General features: G+C 67.1%; 14 protein-coding genes, 1 tRNA gene and 1 pseudogene. 8 read left to right on the forward strand and 8 right to left on the reverse strand.

Annotation, left to right across the window (positions count from 1 at the left end):
- The first annotated feature begins 18 nt into the window (after positions 1-18).
- Positions 19-492 (forward strand): lecithin retinol acyltransferase family protein, encoded by a 474-nt coding sequence (locus CupriaWKF_RS04460; RefSeq protein ID WP_276099820.1) that lies wholly within the window; start codon positions 19-21, stop codon positions 490-492.
- A 273-nt stretch (positions 493-765) separates the two neighbouring features.
- Here CupriaWKF_RS04460 and CupriaWKF_RS04465 read toward each other — a convergent pair.
- The 3 genes from CupriaWKF_RS04465 to CupriaWKF_RS04475 form a co-directional block, all read right to left on the reverse strand.
- Positions 766-840, reverse strand: a tRNA-Arg gene (locus CupriaWKF_RS04465).
- A 256-nt stretch (positions 841-1,096) separates the two neighbouring features.
- Positions 1,097-1,246 carry a hypothetical protein gene (locus tag CupriaWKF_RS04470; RefSeq protein WP_276099821.1) on the reverse strand — a complete coding sequence of 50 codons (150 nt, stop codon included), beginning with the start codon at positions 1,244-1,246 and terminating at the stop codon, positions 1,097-1,099.
- 48 nt (positions 1,247-1,294) lie between these two features.
- Complete coding sequence (locus CupriaWKF_RS04475; protein WP_276099822.1) at positions 1,295-1,627, reverse strand: SMR family transporter; 333 nt, start codon at positions 1,625-1,627, stop codon at positions 1,295-1,297.
- 287 nt (positions 1,628-1,914) lie between these two features.
- On the opposite strand from CupriaWKF_RS04475, the gene CupriaWKF_RS04480 reads away from it, so the two are divergent.
- Positions 1,915-2,373, forward strand: coding sequence for a hypothetical protein (locus CupriaWKF_RS04480; protein ID WP_276099823.1), 459 nt, complete (start codon positions 1,915-1,917; stop codon positions 2,371-2,373).
- Between the two features lie 12 nt (positions 2,374-2,385).
- On the opposite strand, the pseudogene CupriaWKF_RS04485 reads toward CupriaWKF_RS04480, so the two are convergent.
- Together CupriaWKF_RS04485 and CupriaWKF_RS04490 are read right to left on the reverse strand one after the other, a co-directional pair.
- Positions 2,386-2,604, reverse strand: a pseudogene (locus CupriaWKF_RS04485) (benzoate/H(+) symporter BenE family transporter); the annotation flags it as partial.
- A 153-nt stretch (positions 2,605-2,757) separates the two neighbouring features.
- A complete protein-coding gene (locus CupriaWKF_RS04490; RefSeq protein ID WP_276099824.1) occupies positions 2,758-3,693 on the reverse strand; it encodes an amino acid ABC transporter substrate-binding protein in 936 nt (311 codons plus the stop codon).
- Between the two features lie 495 nt (positions 3,694-4,188).
- Here CupriaWKF_RS04490 and CupriaWKF_RS04495 point away from each other — a divergent pair, with 495 nt between their 5' ends.
- Complete coding sequence (locus tag CupriaWKF_RS04495; RefSeq protein WP_276099825.1) at positions 4,189-6,117, forward strand: ATP-binding cassette domain-containing protein; 1,929 nt, start codon at positions 4,189-4,191, stop codon at positions 6,115-6,117.
- Here CupriaWKF_RS04495 and CupriaWKF_RS04500 read toward each other — a convergent pair.
- Positions 6,114-6,257: a hypothetical protein gene (locus CupriaWKF_RS04500; protein ID WP_276099826.1), complete on the reverse strand. Its 144-nt coding sequence runs from the start codon at positions 6,255-6,257 to the stop codon at positions 6,114-6,116. The genes CupriaWKF_RS04495 and CupriaWKF_RS04500 overlap by 4 nt on opposite strands.
- Positions 6,254-7,465 (reverse strand): MFS transporter, encoded by a 1,212-nt coding sequence (locus tag CupriaWKF_RS04505; protein ID WP_276099827.1) that lies wholly within the window; start codon positions 7,463-7,465, stop codon positions 6,254-6,256. Before CupriaWKF_RS04505 ends, CupriaWKF_RS04500 begins: the two co-directional genes overlap by 4 nt.
- 311 nt (positions 7,466-7,776) lie before the next feature.
- Here CupriaWKF_RS04505 and CupriaWKF_RS04510 point away from each other — a divergent pair, with 311 nt between their 5' ends.
- From CupriaWKF_RS04510 to CupriaWKF_RS04530, 5 genes are all read left to right on the forward strand, one after another.
- Positions 7,777-9,768 carry a DNA topoisomerase IV subunit B gene (locus CupriaWKF_RS04510; RefSeq protein ID WP_276099828.1) on the forward strand — a complete coding sequence of 664 codons (1,992 nt, stop codon included), beginning with the start codon at positions 7,777-7,779 and terminating at the stop codon, positions 9,766-9,768.
- 76 nt (positions 9,769-9,844) lie between these two features.
- Positions 9,845-10,624: a lytic transglycosylase domain-containing protein gene (locus CupriaWKF_RS04515; protein ID WP_276100665.1), complete on the forward strand. Its 780-nt coding sequence runs from the start codon at positions 9,845-9,847 to the stop codon at positions 10,622-10,624.
- 72 nt (positions 10,625-10,696) lie between these two features.
- On the forward strand, positions 10,697-13,039 hold the full coding sequence (parC, locus tag CupriaWKF_RS04520) for a DNA topoisomerase IV subunit A (protein ID WP_276099829.1): 2,343 nt from the start codon (positions 10,697-10,699) through the stop codon (positions 13,037-13,039).
- Positions 13,040-13,145: 106 nt separating this feature from the next.
- The gene (locus tag CupriaWKF_RS04525) at positions 13,146-13,703 is read left to right on the forward strand and encodes a chromate transporter (RefSeq protein ID WP_276099830.1); all 558 of its coding nucleotides are present in this window, start codon (positions 13,146-13,148) and stop codon (positions 13,701-13,703) included.
- Complete coding sequence (locus tag CupriaWKF_RS04530) at positions 13,673-14,230, forward strand: chromate transporter (protein ID WP_276099831.1); 558 nt, start codon at positions 13,673-13,675, stop codon at positions 14,228-14,230. Before CupriaWKF_RS04525 ends, CupriaWKF_RS04530 begins: the two co-directional genes overlap by 31 nt.
- Before the next feature lie 10 nt (positions 14,231-14,240).
- Here CupriaWKF_RS04530 and CupriaWKF_RS04535 read toward each other — a convergent pair whose 3' ends face one another.
- Positions 14,241-16,073, reverse strand: coding sequence for an ABC transporter ATP-binding protein (locus tag CupriaWKF_RS04535; RefSeq protein ID WP_276099832.1), 1,833 nt, complete (start codon positions 16,071-16,073; stop codon positions 14,241-14,243).
- Positions 16,074-16,211: the final 138 nt, after the last annotated feature.

A 16,211-nucleotide genomic window follows, 5' to 3' on the forward strand; every position in this document is an offset into this window, starting at 1 on the left:
GACACCCCGAGGCCAGCCATGCCACACCAGCACGCACCACAAAACGAACGTCGCCACGATGATGGAAGCCTGGCCGCTGAGCTATCGCCGGGTGCCCACCTGGTGACGAGGCGCTACGGCTATGTGCATCACGGCATCTATGCCGGACACGGCCGCGTCATCCACTATGCCGGCTTCGCCCGTACGCTGCAGGCTGGGCCGGTCGAGGAAACCAGCCTGGAAGCGTTTGCCGCCGGTTGCGCGGTCGCAGTCCGGGCGGAGCCGTGCGCCAGCTTTGTCGGTATCGAGGCGGTGGCCCGTGCGCGTTCCCGCCTGGGCGAGAACCGCTACCACCTGTTTTCCAACAACTGCGAGCACTTCTGCTCGTGGTGCCTGTCCGGCGAGAGTCGCAGCGAACAAGTGGAAACCTGCCTGCGCCACCCCCGCGCCGCGCTGTGCGCCATGTTGCGGCTTGCGGCCAGCATCTTGCAGGTCAGCCTTCGGGTGGCCTGAAACGTTTTCGGTACAGAACACGAAGGAGCCAGCCATGTCCGGACTGATCGTCAGAGCAGATTGCGCCGTGTATCGCGGTCGCCAGAGCCACCGCAACGGCCACGCTGCCGTCGCCTCGGCAGGAGGCCGGCACGCCGGCAGCAGGGTGGGGCGCCACGCGCCGCGCCGGGCGCGACTGGCCTCGCAGGGGCGGTCCCTGGCGGCGGGCGAATGTCGGCGGCGATGAATGGCAGTGGTGTCTGGGGAAGATCCGGTACGGATGAAGCGAGGGCTTGGTCCCGCCGACAGGAATCGAACCTGTATCTAGCGCTTAGGAGGCGCTCGTTCTATCCATTGAACTACGGCGAGGGACAGAGTTGTCAGGACCATGGTTCCGCAGGGCTGCGGTGATCCTGAAGACGGGGCGGAGTATATCAAAATCCTCTCGCCCGGAGCGTGTTCCAGCGGCGGGGAAGGCCGATCGGCCGCGGCCGGGGGATGGACAATGCCGGTCCCGGCGGGGAGCATTTCGCCGAAATTCGCAAGTTTGCGGTAGCCAGCGCGGGTCGGGTGGCACCGCTGCACGGCGGCTTCCATTGCTTTGCCGCCGCGCGGTACCCGGCAACTACTTCTTGTGATGCACCAGCCGGTTCCACCAGTACTGCACCGGATGTTCGTGTTCGGGGTAGAGCGGCGACTTGTGGAAGAACTCGGCCCTCACGGCAAGGATGTACAGGGCGATGATGGCTGCGGCGAAGAGCAGGGCGGTAAGCATGGCGGTCTCCCGTGGCAGGAACCAAATCCATTCTAGGCGCCGCCGCTGCTAGTGCCCGCTGGTTTTCGAGAAAAGCTGGATCACCGCCACGCCGGCGATGATCAGCCCGATGCCCAGGCAGGCCGCCACGTCCGGCACCTGGCGGTACAGCACCATGGCGATCAGCGTGACCAGCACGATGCCGGCGCCGCTCCAGATGGCATAGGCGACCCCGACCGGCACGGACTCCATGACCAGCATCAGCAGGTAGAAGGCGCAGGCGTAGCCGGCCACGACCAGCATGCTGGGCACCAGCCGCGTGAAATTCTCCGCAGCCTTCAGGCTGCTGGTGGCAATGACCTCGGCCACGATGGCCAGCGTTAGCAGGAGGTATCCGTTCATATGTGAAAAAGGGTTATATGGGCAAGCGGACGGAGCGCGCCGGGGCGGGCAAGTGTTGCGCAGACACCGCAGCGGACAGGTATGCCCTCCCTTGCGGTGGTTGTGCGAAGCAGTATTGCAGTTTTGAATGCTATTGTGCGCTTCAAGCGACATGCAGGCGGTCGCGGCAGTACCTGACCAGGCCGGGCCATCCAAAACAACGTACGGCGGCGGGTGTTTTCAGTTTCCGGGGGAGCGGAATGAGCAATCAAGTCATTGACGGGGCAACGGTCTGGCAAGACACGCGTATGGCGGCCGCCGAGGCTGACGAATCGGGCGTCTGGCAGAACACAATCGCGGCGGCGGATTATGCCCTGGAGGAGGCGACCCGCATTCATCGCGGCGTGCAGAGCAATCTCAAGCTGGTTCAGGAAGTCCGGGCGCTGCGCGAGGAACTGCGCAAGGCGCACGCGGAAGCCGACCGCTACCGCGGCATGCATGCGCGCGTGGTGGTCAGCATGCGCCAGCTCGAGGAGGAGCATGCCGCCGAGATCGGCCGCCTGCAAACCGAGAACGAAATGCTGCTGGTGCGCCACCGCGTCTACAAGCTGCTGGCCGAGCACTACGGTCTGGCGGCGCTTCGCTTTGATACTCCGCAATTCTGCGAACATCGCGACCGTGTGCTCCAGCACGTGCTGTTCCAGCGCCGCAAGGGGGTGGCACTCGAAGATATCCGGTTTCGCGATATCGCCTTCCTGCTGCTCTAGGCTGGTCCGGCCTCAGGCGATCTTGCGGCGCAGCACGAACAGCGCCAGCATGCCGCCTGCCACGCCCCAGAAGGCCGAGCCCACGCCGGCCAGCGTCATGCCGGACGCCGTGATCATGAAGGTGAGCGGGGCGGCTTCGCGTTCGTCCGGCGTCTGCATGGCCACGGTCAGGCCGTTGGCGATCGACCCCAGCAGCGCGAACGCGGCCAGCCGCACCACCACGGCCTGCGGAGGCCGCGGACAGCACGCGCATCAGCTTGTCGAACCAGCCGGGCCCCGTCCCCTCCCCCCTCTCCCGGATGGGGCCGGTCTGGTCGTGTCGCCCTGGTCGGCTACCTGGCCGCCGCAAGCGGAACGCGTCGCGGCCCGCTTGCGGCGTGGGGTTCAGTCCGCGACCTTGTCGCTGGGGAACTTGAAGGAATCGCGCAGCAGGTAGCTCATGGGGATATCGAGCGTGATGCCATGCGGAGGAATCGGTGCCTGGAACCACTTCCGGTAGAGCTTAGGCGTTTCCTGCTCGTAGACGGAGGCGACCAGGGTCCTGTCCACCAGCTTCTTGAACTCGGCATCGCCCTTGGGCAGCATGATGGCGTAGGGCTCGATGGTCAGCATCTCGCCAGTCACCTTGAAGTCGGCGGGCCGGCTGGCGTTGGCGCGCAGGCCGTACAGCAGCACGTCGTCCATCACGAAGGCGTCGGCCTTGCCGGCTTCGACCATGGCAAAGGCCTGCGCGTGGTCCTTGGCCTCGACCAGGCGCCACTGCATCACGCCGCCTTCGTCCATCTTGCGCAGCATGGCCAGCGGCGTGGTGCCGGACGTGGACACCACGGTCTTGCCGCGCAAGTCGGCCCACCGGGCGATGCCCGAATCGCTCTTGACGATCATGCGGCTGCCGGCGATGTAATGCGGGATGGTGAAGGCGACCTGCTCGCGCCGCTCGCGGTTGTTGGTAGTGGAGCCGCACTCCAGGTCGGCCTTGCCCCCGGCAATCGCGGCAATGCGGTTGGCCGGCGTGACCGGCACCCATTCGACGCGCAGGTTGGGCAGGCGCAGCGAGGTACGCACGGCGTCGGCGATCCTCAGGCACAGGTCCACCGCGTAGCCGACCGGCTTGCCGTCGACCACGAAGGAAAACGGCACCGAGCTTTCACGGTGGGCAATGCGGATGACGCCGCTTTGCTGGATGTGCTGGAGGACCGGCGCGGTGGCGGATTCGGCGGGACCGGCTCCCGCGGCCAGCAGCCCGGCACATGCCAGGGAAGACAAGACAAAGGCGACATTGGAGCGCGAAGCCCGGCGCGACAGACCCTTCTGGATCATGGAAACCCCCGTCAAAGGAAAGCAAAAAAACTAATGGCGGCCGTCAGGTGTGGTTCCGTGCGGCTCTGCTCTGAGTTGTCGTTGTCGTGCTGTACCCCGCGGGCTATTGTTCCATGTGCGCCGGGTTGCCGACAACCTGCGGCAAGACCGCCGTGCGACGTACGCAACGGCAGGCCGCCACCCCAGTTGACGGGGCTTTCCCTTACGGATATTTCCGAACTGGAGCGGCGTGCCGGCGATTGATATGCTTGCTTCCGTGTCCTGCGAGCAGGGCACCGAGGAGAGACTCTTGGGCCCGCGCTGCGGGCCCTTTCTTTTCTGCCTGATCCGAGGGGCGGCGCTTTCTTCTTTGGCTCCGGTCACCTGACACAAGACCCGCAGACGGGTTCCGGCGCCGTTGTTCTACAATGCGGCCTGCCTTGCGCCGAAGCCGCCAGCCCCCGCGGTTGCCGGTGCGCGTTCCGATCCTGCACTTATGCCGCCCGATTTCCTCCCATGGCCCTGTTTTCCATTACCGATGCCCAGCTTGCTTTCGGGCACGTGGCCTTGCTCGACCACACCGATTTTTCGCTGGAAGCCGGCGAGCGCGTCGGCCTGATCGGCCGCAACGGCTCGGGCAAGTCCTCGCTGCTGAAGATCGTGGCCGGCCTGGCGGCGCCGGATGACGGCCTGATCGCTCGCCAGTCCGGCGTGACGTCGGCCTACGTGCCGCAGGAGCCGCAATTCGAGCCCGGCATCACGGTGTTCGACGCCGTGTCGCAGGGCATGGGCCAGGCGCATGACCTGCTGGTGCGCTATGAAGCCGCGGCCGAGAGGCTGGCCGACAGCCATGACGAGGCTGCGCTGGCGGAACTGCACCGGCTGCAGTCCGAACTCGACGCCGCCGGTGCCTGGCACCTGCGCACGCGCGTGGAAAGCACGCTGGCCCGGCTCGGGCTGGATCCGCATACGCGCGTCGACGCGTTGTCCGGCGGCCTGCAGAAGCGCGTCGCGCTGGCGCAGGGCCTGGTCGCGGAGCCGGATATCCTGCTGCTGGACGAGCCGACCAACCACCTCGACGTGGAAGCCATCCGCTGGCTGGAAGACTTGCTGCTGGGTTTCCGCGGCAGCGTGCTGCTGATCACCCACGACCGCGCCTTCCTGGACCGCGTGGCGACCCGCATCGTCGAACTCGACCGCGGCCGCCTGCTGTCCTTCCCAGGCAACTTTGCCGCCTACCAGGCGCGCAAGGAGGAACTGCTGGCCGCCGAACAGGTGGAGCAGGCCAAGTTCGACAAGCTGCTCGCCCAGGAAGAAGTGTGGATCCGCAAGGGCGTGGAGGCGCGCCGCACGCGCAGCGTGGCGCGCATCCAGCGCCTGGTAGCCATGCGCAGCGAACGCGCCGCGCGGCGCGAGGCGCAGGGCAACGTCAAGCTGGAAGTCTCGCAGGCCGATCGCTCCGGCAAGATCGTGGCCGAGTTGACCGACGTGAACAAGGGCTACGGCGACAAGATCGTGGTGCGCGACTTCAGCGCCACCATCATGCGCGGCGACAAGGTCGGCCTGATCGGCCCCAACGGTGCCGGCAAGACCACGCTGCTGCGGCTGATCCTGGGTGAACTGCCGCCCGACAGCGGCACCGTGCGCAATGGCAGCAACCTGCAGGTCGCGTACTTCGACCAGATGCGCACCCAGCTCGACCTGGAAAAGTCCCTGGCCGACACCATCAGCCCGGGCAGCGACTGGGTCGAGGTCAACGGCCAGCGCAAGCACGTGATGAGCTACCTGGGCGACTTCCTGTTCGCGCCGGAGCGCGCGCGCTCGCCGGTCAAGTCGCTGTCCGGCGGCGAGCGCAACCGGCTGCTGCTGGCGCGCCTGTTTGCCCGCCCGGCCAACGTGCTCGTGCTTGACGAACCGACCAACGACCTCGACATCGACACGCTGGAATTGCTGGAAGAGCTGCTGCAGGACTACAGCGGCACGGTGTTCCTGGTCTCGCACGACCGCGCGTTCCTGGACAACGTGGTGACCTCCACGATTGCCGCCGAGGGCGACGGCCAGTGGCGCGAGTCGGTTGGCGGCTATTCCGACTGGGTCGCGCAGTCCGAGCGCAGCGCCGCGCTGCAGGCAGCGCGCAAGCCCGAGCAGAAAACGGCCGAGCCGGTGAGGGCAAAGGACTCCCGCGAGGCGCGCGGCGCCAACCGCACGGTCAAGCTGTCATACAAGGAGCAGCGCGAGCTGGATGGTTTGCCCGAGCGGATTGCGTCGCTGGAAACCGAACAGAAGACGATCTCGGCGCAGCTCGAAGACGGCTCGCTTTATGTCAGCGACGCGGCCAAGGCCGCCACGCTGGCGACCCGCCACGACGAGATCGAGATGGAATTGCTGGAAGCGCTGGAGCGCTGGGAAGTGCTGGAGGCGAAGTCGAAGGGCGAGGCGGGCTAACCGCACCACGCCAGCACCATATTGGTCAGGTCGACCATGAACGAGGGCCGCAGGTAACCGATAAACCCAAGTACCAGCGCCGCCGCCAGCACCAGCAGGCCGGCAGCGCGCAACACGTGCTCGCGGGCGGCGGTAGTCATGCCGCAACCGGCTGCGGGCGCGCCAGCGCGTGCTCGCGGATCGGCAAGTTGACCAGCGCGGCCATCACGCCCAGCGCGATCGCGATCATCCACACCGTGTTGTAGCCGCCGGTGCGGTCATACAGGTAGCCGCCCAGCCAGGCGCCCAGGAAGCTGCCGATCTGGTGCGAGAAGAACACCACGCCGGACAGCATCGACAGGTATTTCACCCCGAACACCTGGGCGATGATGCCGTTGGTCAGGGGCACGGTCGACAGCCACAGGAAGCCCATCAGCGCCGCAAACATCCAGGTGCTGGCGGTCGAGAGCGGCAGCAGCAGGTAGCCGGTAATCACCACCGAGCGCGTCAGGTAGATGGCCGACAACAGATAGCGCTTGGGCATGCGCTGGCCCATCGCGCCGGCGGTGTAGGTGCCGAACACATTGAACAGGCCGATCAGCGCGAGCGCCACGGTGGCGATCTTCGGATCGGTCAGGCCCTGGTCCTTCAGGTAGGGGGCCAGGTGCACGCCGATGAACACCACCTGGAATCCGCATACGAAGTAGCCCAGCGTCAGCAGCTGGAAATTGCGGTTGCCGAAGGCCTCGCGGATGGCCTGGCCGATGGTCTGGTGATGCCCGCCGTCATGCGCGGCCATCTTCGGTTCGCGCAGCGTGAACGCCAGCGGCAGCATGACGCAGGCCATCAGCGCCATCACGAACAGCGCGTTCTGCCAGCCAAGCCCCGAGATCAGCGTCTGCTCGACCGGGATCATCAGGAACTGGCCGAAGGAGCCCGCCGCGGCGGCAATGCCCATGGCCCAGACGCGCTTCTCGGCGCTGGCCACGCGGCCGATCACGCCGTACACCACGCTGTAGGTCGTGCCCGACTGCGCGATGCCGATCATGACGCCGGCGCCGGTCGCGAAGGCCGTGCCGCTGGTCGACAGCGCCATCACCACGAGCCCGCCCACGTACAGCGCCACGCCGATCAGCATGATGCGCAGCGCGCCGAACTTGTCGGCCAGCGCGCCGGCGAAGGGCTGGCTGGCGCCCCACATCAGGTTCTGCAGCGCCAGCGCGAAGGCGAAGGTCTCGCGGTTCCAGCCATGGGTTTGCGTGATCGGCAGGTTGAACAGTCCGAAGCCATGCCGGATGCCCATGGAAAGGGTGACGAGCAGGCCGCCGCACACGAGCACGGTGGTCAGGGAGAGTGGTCGGTTCTGCATATCGGGCTCGCTGCGGGCGGCGGGGTGCCGTAGTTGTTGTCGTTCTTGCTGAGCTGGCCGGGAGCGGCATTGGGGGTGCCGGGCCGGTCTGCGCGAGTTTACCCCGGCTTTCCGGAACGCGTCGGGCAGGGCCCGCAAGTCCGGACGGGCAGCATGGTAATCCGGATGGCCGGCAAGCAAGCGCGCCGGCGCCGCTGCCTTTTTGCCACGATTGCCGGTCCGGGCTTCCATTACAATGCAGTGCCCGGCACCCCGGCGCAGCCACGAATGCGCGCCCGAACCGCCGGGATCTCCACTTTCGTAGCGACTCCATGGCGAGCAAAACCAGTCAGTACAGCGAATCCTCCATCCGGGTCCTGAAGGGCCTGGAGCCGGTCAAGCAGCGTCCCGGCATGTACACCCGCACCGACAACCCCCTGCATATCGTGCAGGAGGTGATCGACAACGCGTCCGACGAGGCGCTGGGCGGCTTCGGTTCCGAGATCCTGGTCACGCTGCACCGCGACGGCAGTGTCAGCGTGGAGGACGACGGCCGCGGCATCCCGGTCGGCATCCACCCGGAAGAAGGCGTGCCGGTGGTCGAGATCGTCTTCACGCGGCTGCACGCCGGCGGCAAGTTCGACAAGGGCAAGGGCGGCGCCTACGCGTTCTCGGGCGGCCTGCACGGCGTGGGCGTGTCGGTGACCAATGCGCTGTCGACGCAGCTCGACGTGTCGGTCTGGCGCGACGGCATGATGTCCACGCTGACCTTCTCCGGCGGCGATGTGACCACGCCGCTCAGCTCGCGCAAACTCGAGCGCGGCGAGAAGAAGAACGGCACGCGCGTCCAGGTATGGCCGGACGCGAAGTATTTCGATTCGGCCGCGATCCCGCAGGCCGAACTGCAACGCCTGCTGCGCAGCAAGGCCGTGCTGCTGCCTGGCGTGAAAGTGACGCTGGTGATCGAGAAGACCGGCGAGTCCCAGACCTGGCAGTACGACCAGGGACTGAAGGGCTACCTGGTCGAGGCGCTGGCGCAGGGCAGCGGCGCCGAACTCGTGATCCCGATGTTCGAGGGCGAGCATTTCGCCGACCCGGACGCCAACCCCGGCGAGGAAGGCTTTGCCGATGGCGAAGGCGCCTCGTGGGTGGTGGCCTGGACCGAAGAAGGCGCGCCGGTGCGCGAGTCCTACGTCAACCTGATCCCCACGCCGGCCGGCGGCACGCACGAGTCCGGCCTGCGCGAAGGCCTGTTCCAGGCGGTCAAGAGCTTTATCGAGATGCACGCGCTGCAGCCCAAGGGCGTCAAGCTGATGAGCGAGGACGTGTTCGCGCGCGCCTCGTTCGTGCTCTCGGCCAAGGTGCTGGACCCGCAGTTCCAGGGCCAGATCAAGGAGCGCCTGAACAGCCGCGACGCGGTGCGTCTGGTGTCGACCTTCAGCAGGCCGGCGCTGGAGCTGTGGCTGAACCACCACGTCGAGTACGGCAAGAAGCTGGCCGAACTGGTGATCCGCCAGGCCCAGGCGCGCACGCGCGCCGCGCAGAAGGTGGAAAAGAAGAAGGGCTCCGGCGTGGCCGTGCTGCCCGGCAAGCTGACCGACTGCGAGTCGACCGACGTCACGCGCAACGAGATCTTCCTGGTCGAGGGCGATTCCGCCGGCGGCTCCGCCAAGATGGGCCGCGACAAGGAATTCCAGGCCATCCTGCCGCTGCGCGGCAAGGTGCTCAATACCTGGGAAACCGAGCGCGACCGCCTGTTCGCCAACAACGAGGTGCACGACATCGCGGTGGCGATCGGCGTGGACCCGCACGGCCCGCACGACGAGCCCGACCTGTCCAACCTGCGCTACGGCAAGATCTGCATCCTGTCCGACGCGGACGTGGACGGCGCGCACATCCAGGTGCTGCTGCTGACGCTGTTCTTCCGCCACTTCCCGAAGCTGATCGACGCCGGCAACGTCTGCGTGGCACGCCCGCCGCTGTTCCGCGTCGACGCGCCCGCGCGCGGCAAGAAGCCCGCACAGAAGCTGTATGCGCTCGACGAAGGTGAGCTGGAAGCCATCCAGGACAAGCTGCTCAAGGATGGCGTCAAGGACGGCAGCTGGCAGATCTCCCGCTTCAAGGGCCTGGGCGAAATGAGCGCCGAACAGCTCTGGGAAACCACCATGAACCCGGACACGCGGCGCCTGCTGCCCGTGGCGCTGGGCGAGTTCGACCTGCCGCAGACCGTCGAGATGATGAACATGCTCATGGGCAAGGGCGAGGCCGCGCAGCGCCGCAGCTGGCTGGAAGAGAAGGGTAACGAAGTCGAGGCCGATATCTGACGGGCTGTCTGTGCGCGGACGGACAAAGGGGGATAATGCCCGCTTTGGCGTCCTCGCACCCAAGCCGGATCGCATGATGACAATGAGACCGACACGCAAACCATGGCATTCAGCGGCCGCGGCCGTGCTGATGGTGGCCGGTCTCGCCTGTGCGCCGGCGGCGCATGCCGAACTCTACGGCTTCATCGACTCGGATGGCATCGCCCACTTTGCCGAACGCAAGCTCGATGAGCGCTACAAGCTCTTCATGAGGAACGGCGGCAGCTTCGATACCTCGCGCGACGCGAATGCCGCGGCGACCGATCTCGAACAGAACAAGCTGTACCGCTACGTCGTCAACCATCCGAATATCGCCAAGGTCGAGCCGATGATCCGGCAGATCGCGGAGAAGCAGGACGTCGACCCGGCGCTGGTCAAGGCGGTGATGGCGGTGGAGTCCGGCTTCAACCCGTCGGCCGTGTCGCCCAAGGGCGCCATCGGGCTGATGCAGGTCATTCCCGACACCGGCACGCGCTTTGGCGTGAGCGCCGACGCGCGCCGCAGCGTGGAGGAAAAGCTGGCCGACCCGCGCACCAACATCTCGGCCGGCGTGCGTTACCTGCGCTGGCTGATGGAGCTGTTTCCCGACAACCTGGAACTGGTGCTGGCCGCCTATAACGCGGGCGAGGGCGCGGTGCAGCGCTACAACAACCGGATTCCGCCGTACCCGGAGACGCAGCAATACGTGAGCACCGTGCTGCAGTTCTACCGGCTTTACAAGCCCGGCGGCGGCCCGGTCGTGACCCGTACCAGCGCGGCGGCCGGCGCGCCGTCGCGCGTGAAGATGGTGATCGGCGGACGGCGCAGCATGCCCTGACCTGAATTCCCGATAAACAAGCCACCCGGCGCGCCGGCTTCACATCATGGCGCGCCGTCTTCTTGCCAATCCATGGAACAACAAGACATCACGTTTCAACCTGAAGAGCCCGCGGATTCGCTGACGCTGGCGCGCTACGCCGAGCGGGCCTACCTCGACTACGCCGTCAGCGTGGTCAAGGGCCGCGCGCTGCCCGAGGTCGCGGATGGCCAGAAGCCCGTGCAGCGGCGCATCCTGTTCGCCATGCACGAGATGGGCCTGCGCGCCGACGCCAAGCCGGTCAAGTCCGCGCGCGTGGTGGGCGACGTGCTCGGCAAATACCACCCGCACGGCGACCAGTCGGCCTATGACGCGCTGGTGCGCCTGGCGCAGGACTTCTCGCTGCGCTATCCGCTGATCGACGGCCAGGGCAACTTCGGCTCGCGCGATGGCGACGGCGCCGCGGCGATGCGCTACACCGAAGCGCGCCTGACGCCGATCTCGCGCCTGCTGCTCGACGAGATCGACGAGGGTACGGTCGACTTCATCGCCAACTACGACGGCTCGATGGAGGAGCCGAAGCTGCTGCCGGCGCGCATGCCGTTCGTGCTGCTCAACGGCGCGTCGGGCATTGCCGTGGGCATGGCCACCGAAGTGCCGCCGCACAACCTGCGCGAAGTGGCCGGGGCCACGGTGGCGATGATCCGCAACCCGAACATCTCGCTGGCCGAACTGCTGGCGCTGATGCCCGGCCCGGACTACCCGGGCGGCGGCCAGATCATCTCGCCGGCCGCGGATATCGCCCAGATCTATGAATCCGGCCGCGGCAGCCTGAAGGTGCGCGCGCGCTGGACCATCGAGGAAATGGCGCGCGGCCAGTGGCAGCTGGTGGTGACCGAACTGCCGCCGGCCACGTCGGCGCAGAAGGTGCTGGAAGAGATCGAAGAGCTGACCAATCCGAAGGTCAAGACCGGCAAGAAGGCGCTGACCCCGGAACAGCAGCAGCTCAAGGCCACGGTGCTGGCGGTGCTGGACGCCGTGCGCGATGAATCGGGCAAGGACGCACCGGTGCGGCTGGTGTTCGAGCCCAAGAGCAAGAACATCGAGCAGCAGGAATTCATCCAGACGCTGCTCGCGCATACGAGCCTGGAATCGGGCGCGCCGGTCAACCTCGTGATGATCGGCACGGACGGCCGTCCGCGCCAGAAGGGCCTGCGCGAGATCCTGCGCGAATGGATCGACTTCCGCTTCGCCACCGTCACGCGGCGCACGCGCCATCGCCTGGGCAAGGTGGAAGACCGCATCCACATCCTCGAAGGCCGGATGCTGGTGCTGCTGAACATCGACGAGGTGATCCGCATCATCCGCGAAAGCGACGAGCCCAAGCCCGCGCTGATCGAACGCTTCGGCCTGAGCGACCGGCAGGCCGAGGACATCCTGGAAATCCGCCTGCGCCAGCTGGCCAGGCTGGAAGCGATCCGGATCGAGAAGGAACTGAAGGAGCTGCGCGAAGAGCAGGCCGACCTCGACGTGTTGCTGAAGTCCGACACCATGATGCGACGTCGCATCATCAAGGAGATCGAGACCGACGCGAAGCAGTACAGCCCGGAAGACAAGGACCCGCGCCGCACGCTGATCCAGGAAGAGCGCCGCGCCGCCGCCGAGATGCGCGTGGTGGACGAGCCGGTCACGGTGGTGGTGTCGCAGAAGGGCTGGGTGCGCACGCGCCAGGGTCACGGCCACGATGCGCAGCAGTTCACCTTCAAGGCCGGCGATGCGCTGTACGGCACCTTTGAGTGCCGCACGGTGGACGTGCTGCTGGCCTTCGGCACCAATGGCCGCGTGTACTCGGTGCCGGTGGCCGGCCTGCCGGGCGGGCGCGGCGACGGCGTGCCGCTGACCACGCTGATCGAACTGCAGCCGGGCAGCCAGATCGCCCATACCCTTGCCGGCAGTGCCGAGCAGCGCGTGCTGATCGCTACGCAGGGCGGCAATGGTTTCCTGACCAAGGTCGGCGATATGACGGGCCGGCAAAAGGGCGGCAAGTCCTTCCTGACGCTCGATGACGGCGATGCCCCGCTCGCGCCCGCGCCGATCGGCGACGAGGCCACGCACGTGGCCTGCCTGTCCGGCAACGGCCGCATGCTGCTGGTGGCGCTCGACGAGGTCAAGGTGCTGTCGGCCGGCGGCCGCGGCGTGATCCTGATGGAGCTGGAGCCGAAGGAGACCTTGCTGCAGGCGGTTGGCGTGGGCGCGCCGGGGCTGCTGGTGTCAGGCACTACGCCGCGTGGCGGCAAGCCTGACTCGCAGAAGCTGGCGGGCGCGAATCTGCTGCCGTATGTCGGCAAGCGCGCGCGCAAGGGCAAGGCGCTGGAAACGAAGCTGAAGGGCGTGCGGATTGATCCGGTGAAGGTTGTGGCGCCTGCGGGGAACTGAACCCGCGAGGGTTTCTGCCCTCTCCCGCCAGCGGGAGAGGGCAGACCCGCAGCGGCAGATTTCACGCTGCCGCAGTTGCTTGCCGTTGTCGCAATTCTTCTTCCCCATGTCTTCCCTCGCCCCGCCCCCCACCCCCCGCACCCTGTTCATCGAGTTCGCCCGCATGGGCCTGTCCGGCTTTGGCGGCGTGCTGCCGTTCGTGCGCCGCGCGGTGGTGGAGCGCAACCGCTGGATGGATGACCGCGATTTTGTCGAACTGCTGAGCCTGGGCCAGGTCCTGCCCGGCCCCAATGTCATCAACCTGGCGTTGATGCTGGGCTTGCGCTTTGCCGGCTGGCGCGGCGCGCTGGCCGCGTTCGGCGGCCTCGTCATGGTGCCGATGGGACTGGTGCTGGGTTTGCTCCTGTTGTACCAGCACTACCAGGATGTGCCCGCCGTGCAGCGCATGCTGGCCGGCATGACGGCGGTATCGGCCGGCCTGATGCTGGCCATGGCCATCCGGCTGGCGCAGAGCCTGTCGCCGACCCTGCGCGCCGTGCTGGTTGGCGGTGCGGCTTTCCTGGTGATCGGACTGCTGCGCTGGCCACTCGTGCCGGTCATGGCGGTGCTCGTGCCGCTCGCGCTGGTGCTGGAATGGCGCGCGAGCCGCGGAGGGCAGTCGTGAGTCCGGCCGAAGTGCTGGGCAGCCTGTTCGCCCATTTCAGCGCGCTGTCGCTGCTGGCCATCGGCGGCGCCAGTTCCACGCTGCCGGACATGCACCGCTACCTGGTCGAGGCCAATGGCTGGCTGACTGATGCGCAGTTCTCGGCCATGTACGCGATTTCGCAGGCGGCGCCTGGCCCCAACGTGCTGTTCGTCTCGCTGTTCGGCTGGCAGGTGGCGGGCTTTGCCGGTTCGCTTGCGGCCATGTTCGGCATGTGCGGGCCGTCCAGCCTGATCGCGCTGGCGTTCGAATACTTCTCGGGCCGTTCGCCGCATGCGAACTGGCCCGGCCTGATCCGGCGCGGGCTGGCCGCGCTGACGATCGGCCTGCTGGCCTCGTCGGGGTGGGTGCTGGCGCGCAGCGTCGACCACGGCTGGGGCGCGGCGGCGATTACCGTGGCGACTGTCCTGCTGATGCTGAAGACGCGCGTGCACCCGCTCGTGCTGGTCGCCATCGGCGGTCTGGCCGGCCTGCTTGGCTTGCTCTGACCGGAGTCGTTCAGTCCACGCCGACGAAGCCGCCGGTCTGGTGCGCCCACAGCCGCGCATACAGTCCGCCATGCGCGAGCAGCTCCGCATGCGTGCCGCTCTCGGCGATATGGCCCTGGTCCAGTACCACCAGCCGGTCCATGCGCGCGATGGTCGAAAGCCGGTGCGCGATCGCGATCACGGTCTTGCCCTGCATCAGCGTTTCGAGGCTTTCCTGGATCGCCGCTTCCACTTCCGAGTCGAGCGCCGAGGTGGCCTCGTCCAGGATCAGGATGGGCGCATTCTTCAGCAGCACGCGTGCAATGGCGATGCGCTGGCGCTGGCCGCCCGAGAGCTTCACGCCGCGTTCGCCGACCAGCGCTTCCAGCCCGGTGTTGCCGCTGGCATCCGCCAGGTGCGGGACGAACTCGTCGGCGCGCGCCCGGTGCAGCGCTTGCGCGATCTCGGCGTCGCTGGCGTCCGGTTTGCCATAGAGCAGGTTGTCGCGGATCGAGCGGTGCAGCAGCGAGGTGTCCTGCGTCACCATGCCGATCTGCGCGCGCAGGCTTTCCTGCGTCACGCCCGCGATATCCTGGCCGTCGATCACGATGCGGCCACGCTCCAGGTCGTAGAGCCGCAGCAGCAGGTTGACCAGCGTCGACTTGCCCGCGCCCGACGGGCCGACCAGCCCGATCTTCTCGCCCGGCCGCACCGTCAGGTCCGCGCCTTCGATCACGCCCGAGCCCTTGCCGTAGTGGAAGCCGACCTGCTCGAAGCGCACCGCGCCATCGGTGACGCGCAGCGGCTGCGCGCCAGGCCGGTCGGTCACGGTGCGCGGCACGGAGATGGTCTTCATGCCGTCCTGGACCTGGCCGACGTTCTCGAAGATGCCGTTGACCACCCACATGATCCACCCCGACATATTGTTGATGCGGATCACCAGCCCGGTGGTGAGCGCAATGGCCCCCGTCGTGACCCGGCCCTGGCTCCACAGCCACAGCGCCATGCCGGTCGTGCCGGCGATTAGCGCGCCGTTCATCGCGGTGATGGTGATGTCCATCGCGCTCACCATGCGCCCGGCCAGGCGCGACTTGTCGGTCTGGTCGGCCATGGCGTTGCGCGCGTAGTCCTCTTCCTTGCGCGTGTGGGCGAACAGCTTGAGCGTGGCGATGTTGGTGTAGCCGTCGACGATGCGGCCCATCAGCCGCGAGCGCGACTCGGTGGCAACGACCGAGCGCTGCTTGACGCGCGGCACGAAGTGGAGCAACGCCGCCACGTAGCAGGCAATCCACAGCAGCAGCGGGATCATCAGGCGCCAGTCGGCCTCGGCGAACAGCACCAGCGAGGTGACCGCGTAGATCAGCACGTGCCACAGCGCGTCGACGGCCTGAACCGCCGAGTCGCGCAGCGAAAAGCCGGTCTGCATGATGCGCTGCGCGATGCGGCCGGCAAAGTCGTTCTGGAAGAACGACAGGCTCTGCTTGAGCACGTAGCGGTGGTTCTGCCAGCGGACCAGGTTGGCCAGGCTCGGGTTGATGACCTGGTGCACCAGGACGTCATGCAGGCCGAGGAACAGCGGCCGCAGCACCAGAGCGACCAGCGCCATCCACAGCAGTTCGTTGTGGTGGCGGCTGAAGAAGCCTGCGGCGGGCGAGGTCTGCGCCAGGTCCACCAGGCGGCCGAGGAAGCTGAACAGCGATACCTCGATTAGCGCGCCGACCAGCCCGACTACCAGCAGGGCGCCGAACACCGGCCAGACTTCGCGCAGGAAATAGGCGTAGAAGCGCCATACTTCGCCCGGCGGTTTATGGTCGGGCATATGGCGGAAGGGATCGATCAGGCGTTCCAGGCGGCGTATCGGCATGGCGGTTCCATGGCGTCCGTTCGGGCCGGCGGCATCCGGGTGGGGTGGCGCGGCCGGAATCGGAGGTGCGTCGGTGCGGTGGATCAGACGCAACATGATACGCCCCAAAACAAACAGCCCCGCCGGGGCGGGGCTGCA

Source organism: Cupriavidus sp. WKF15 (assembly GCF_029278605.1).
Taxonomy (GTDB): domain Bacteria; phylum Pseudomonadota; class Gammaproteobacteria; order Burkholderiales; family Burkholderiaceae; genus Cupriavidus.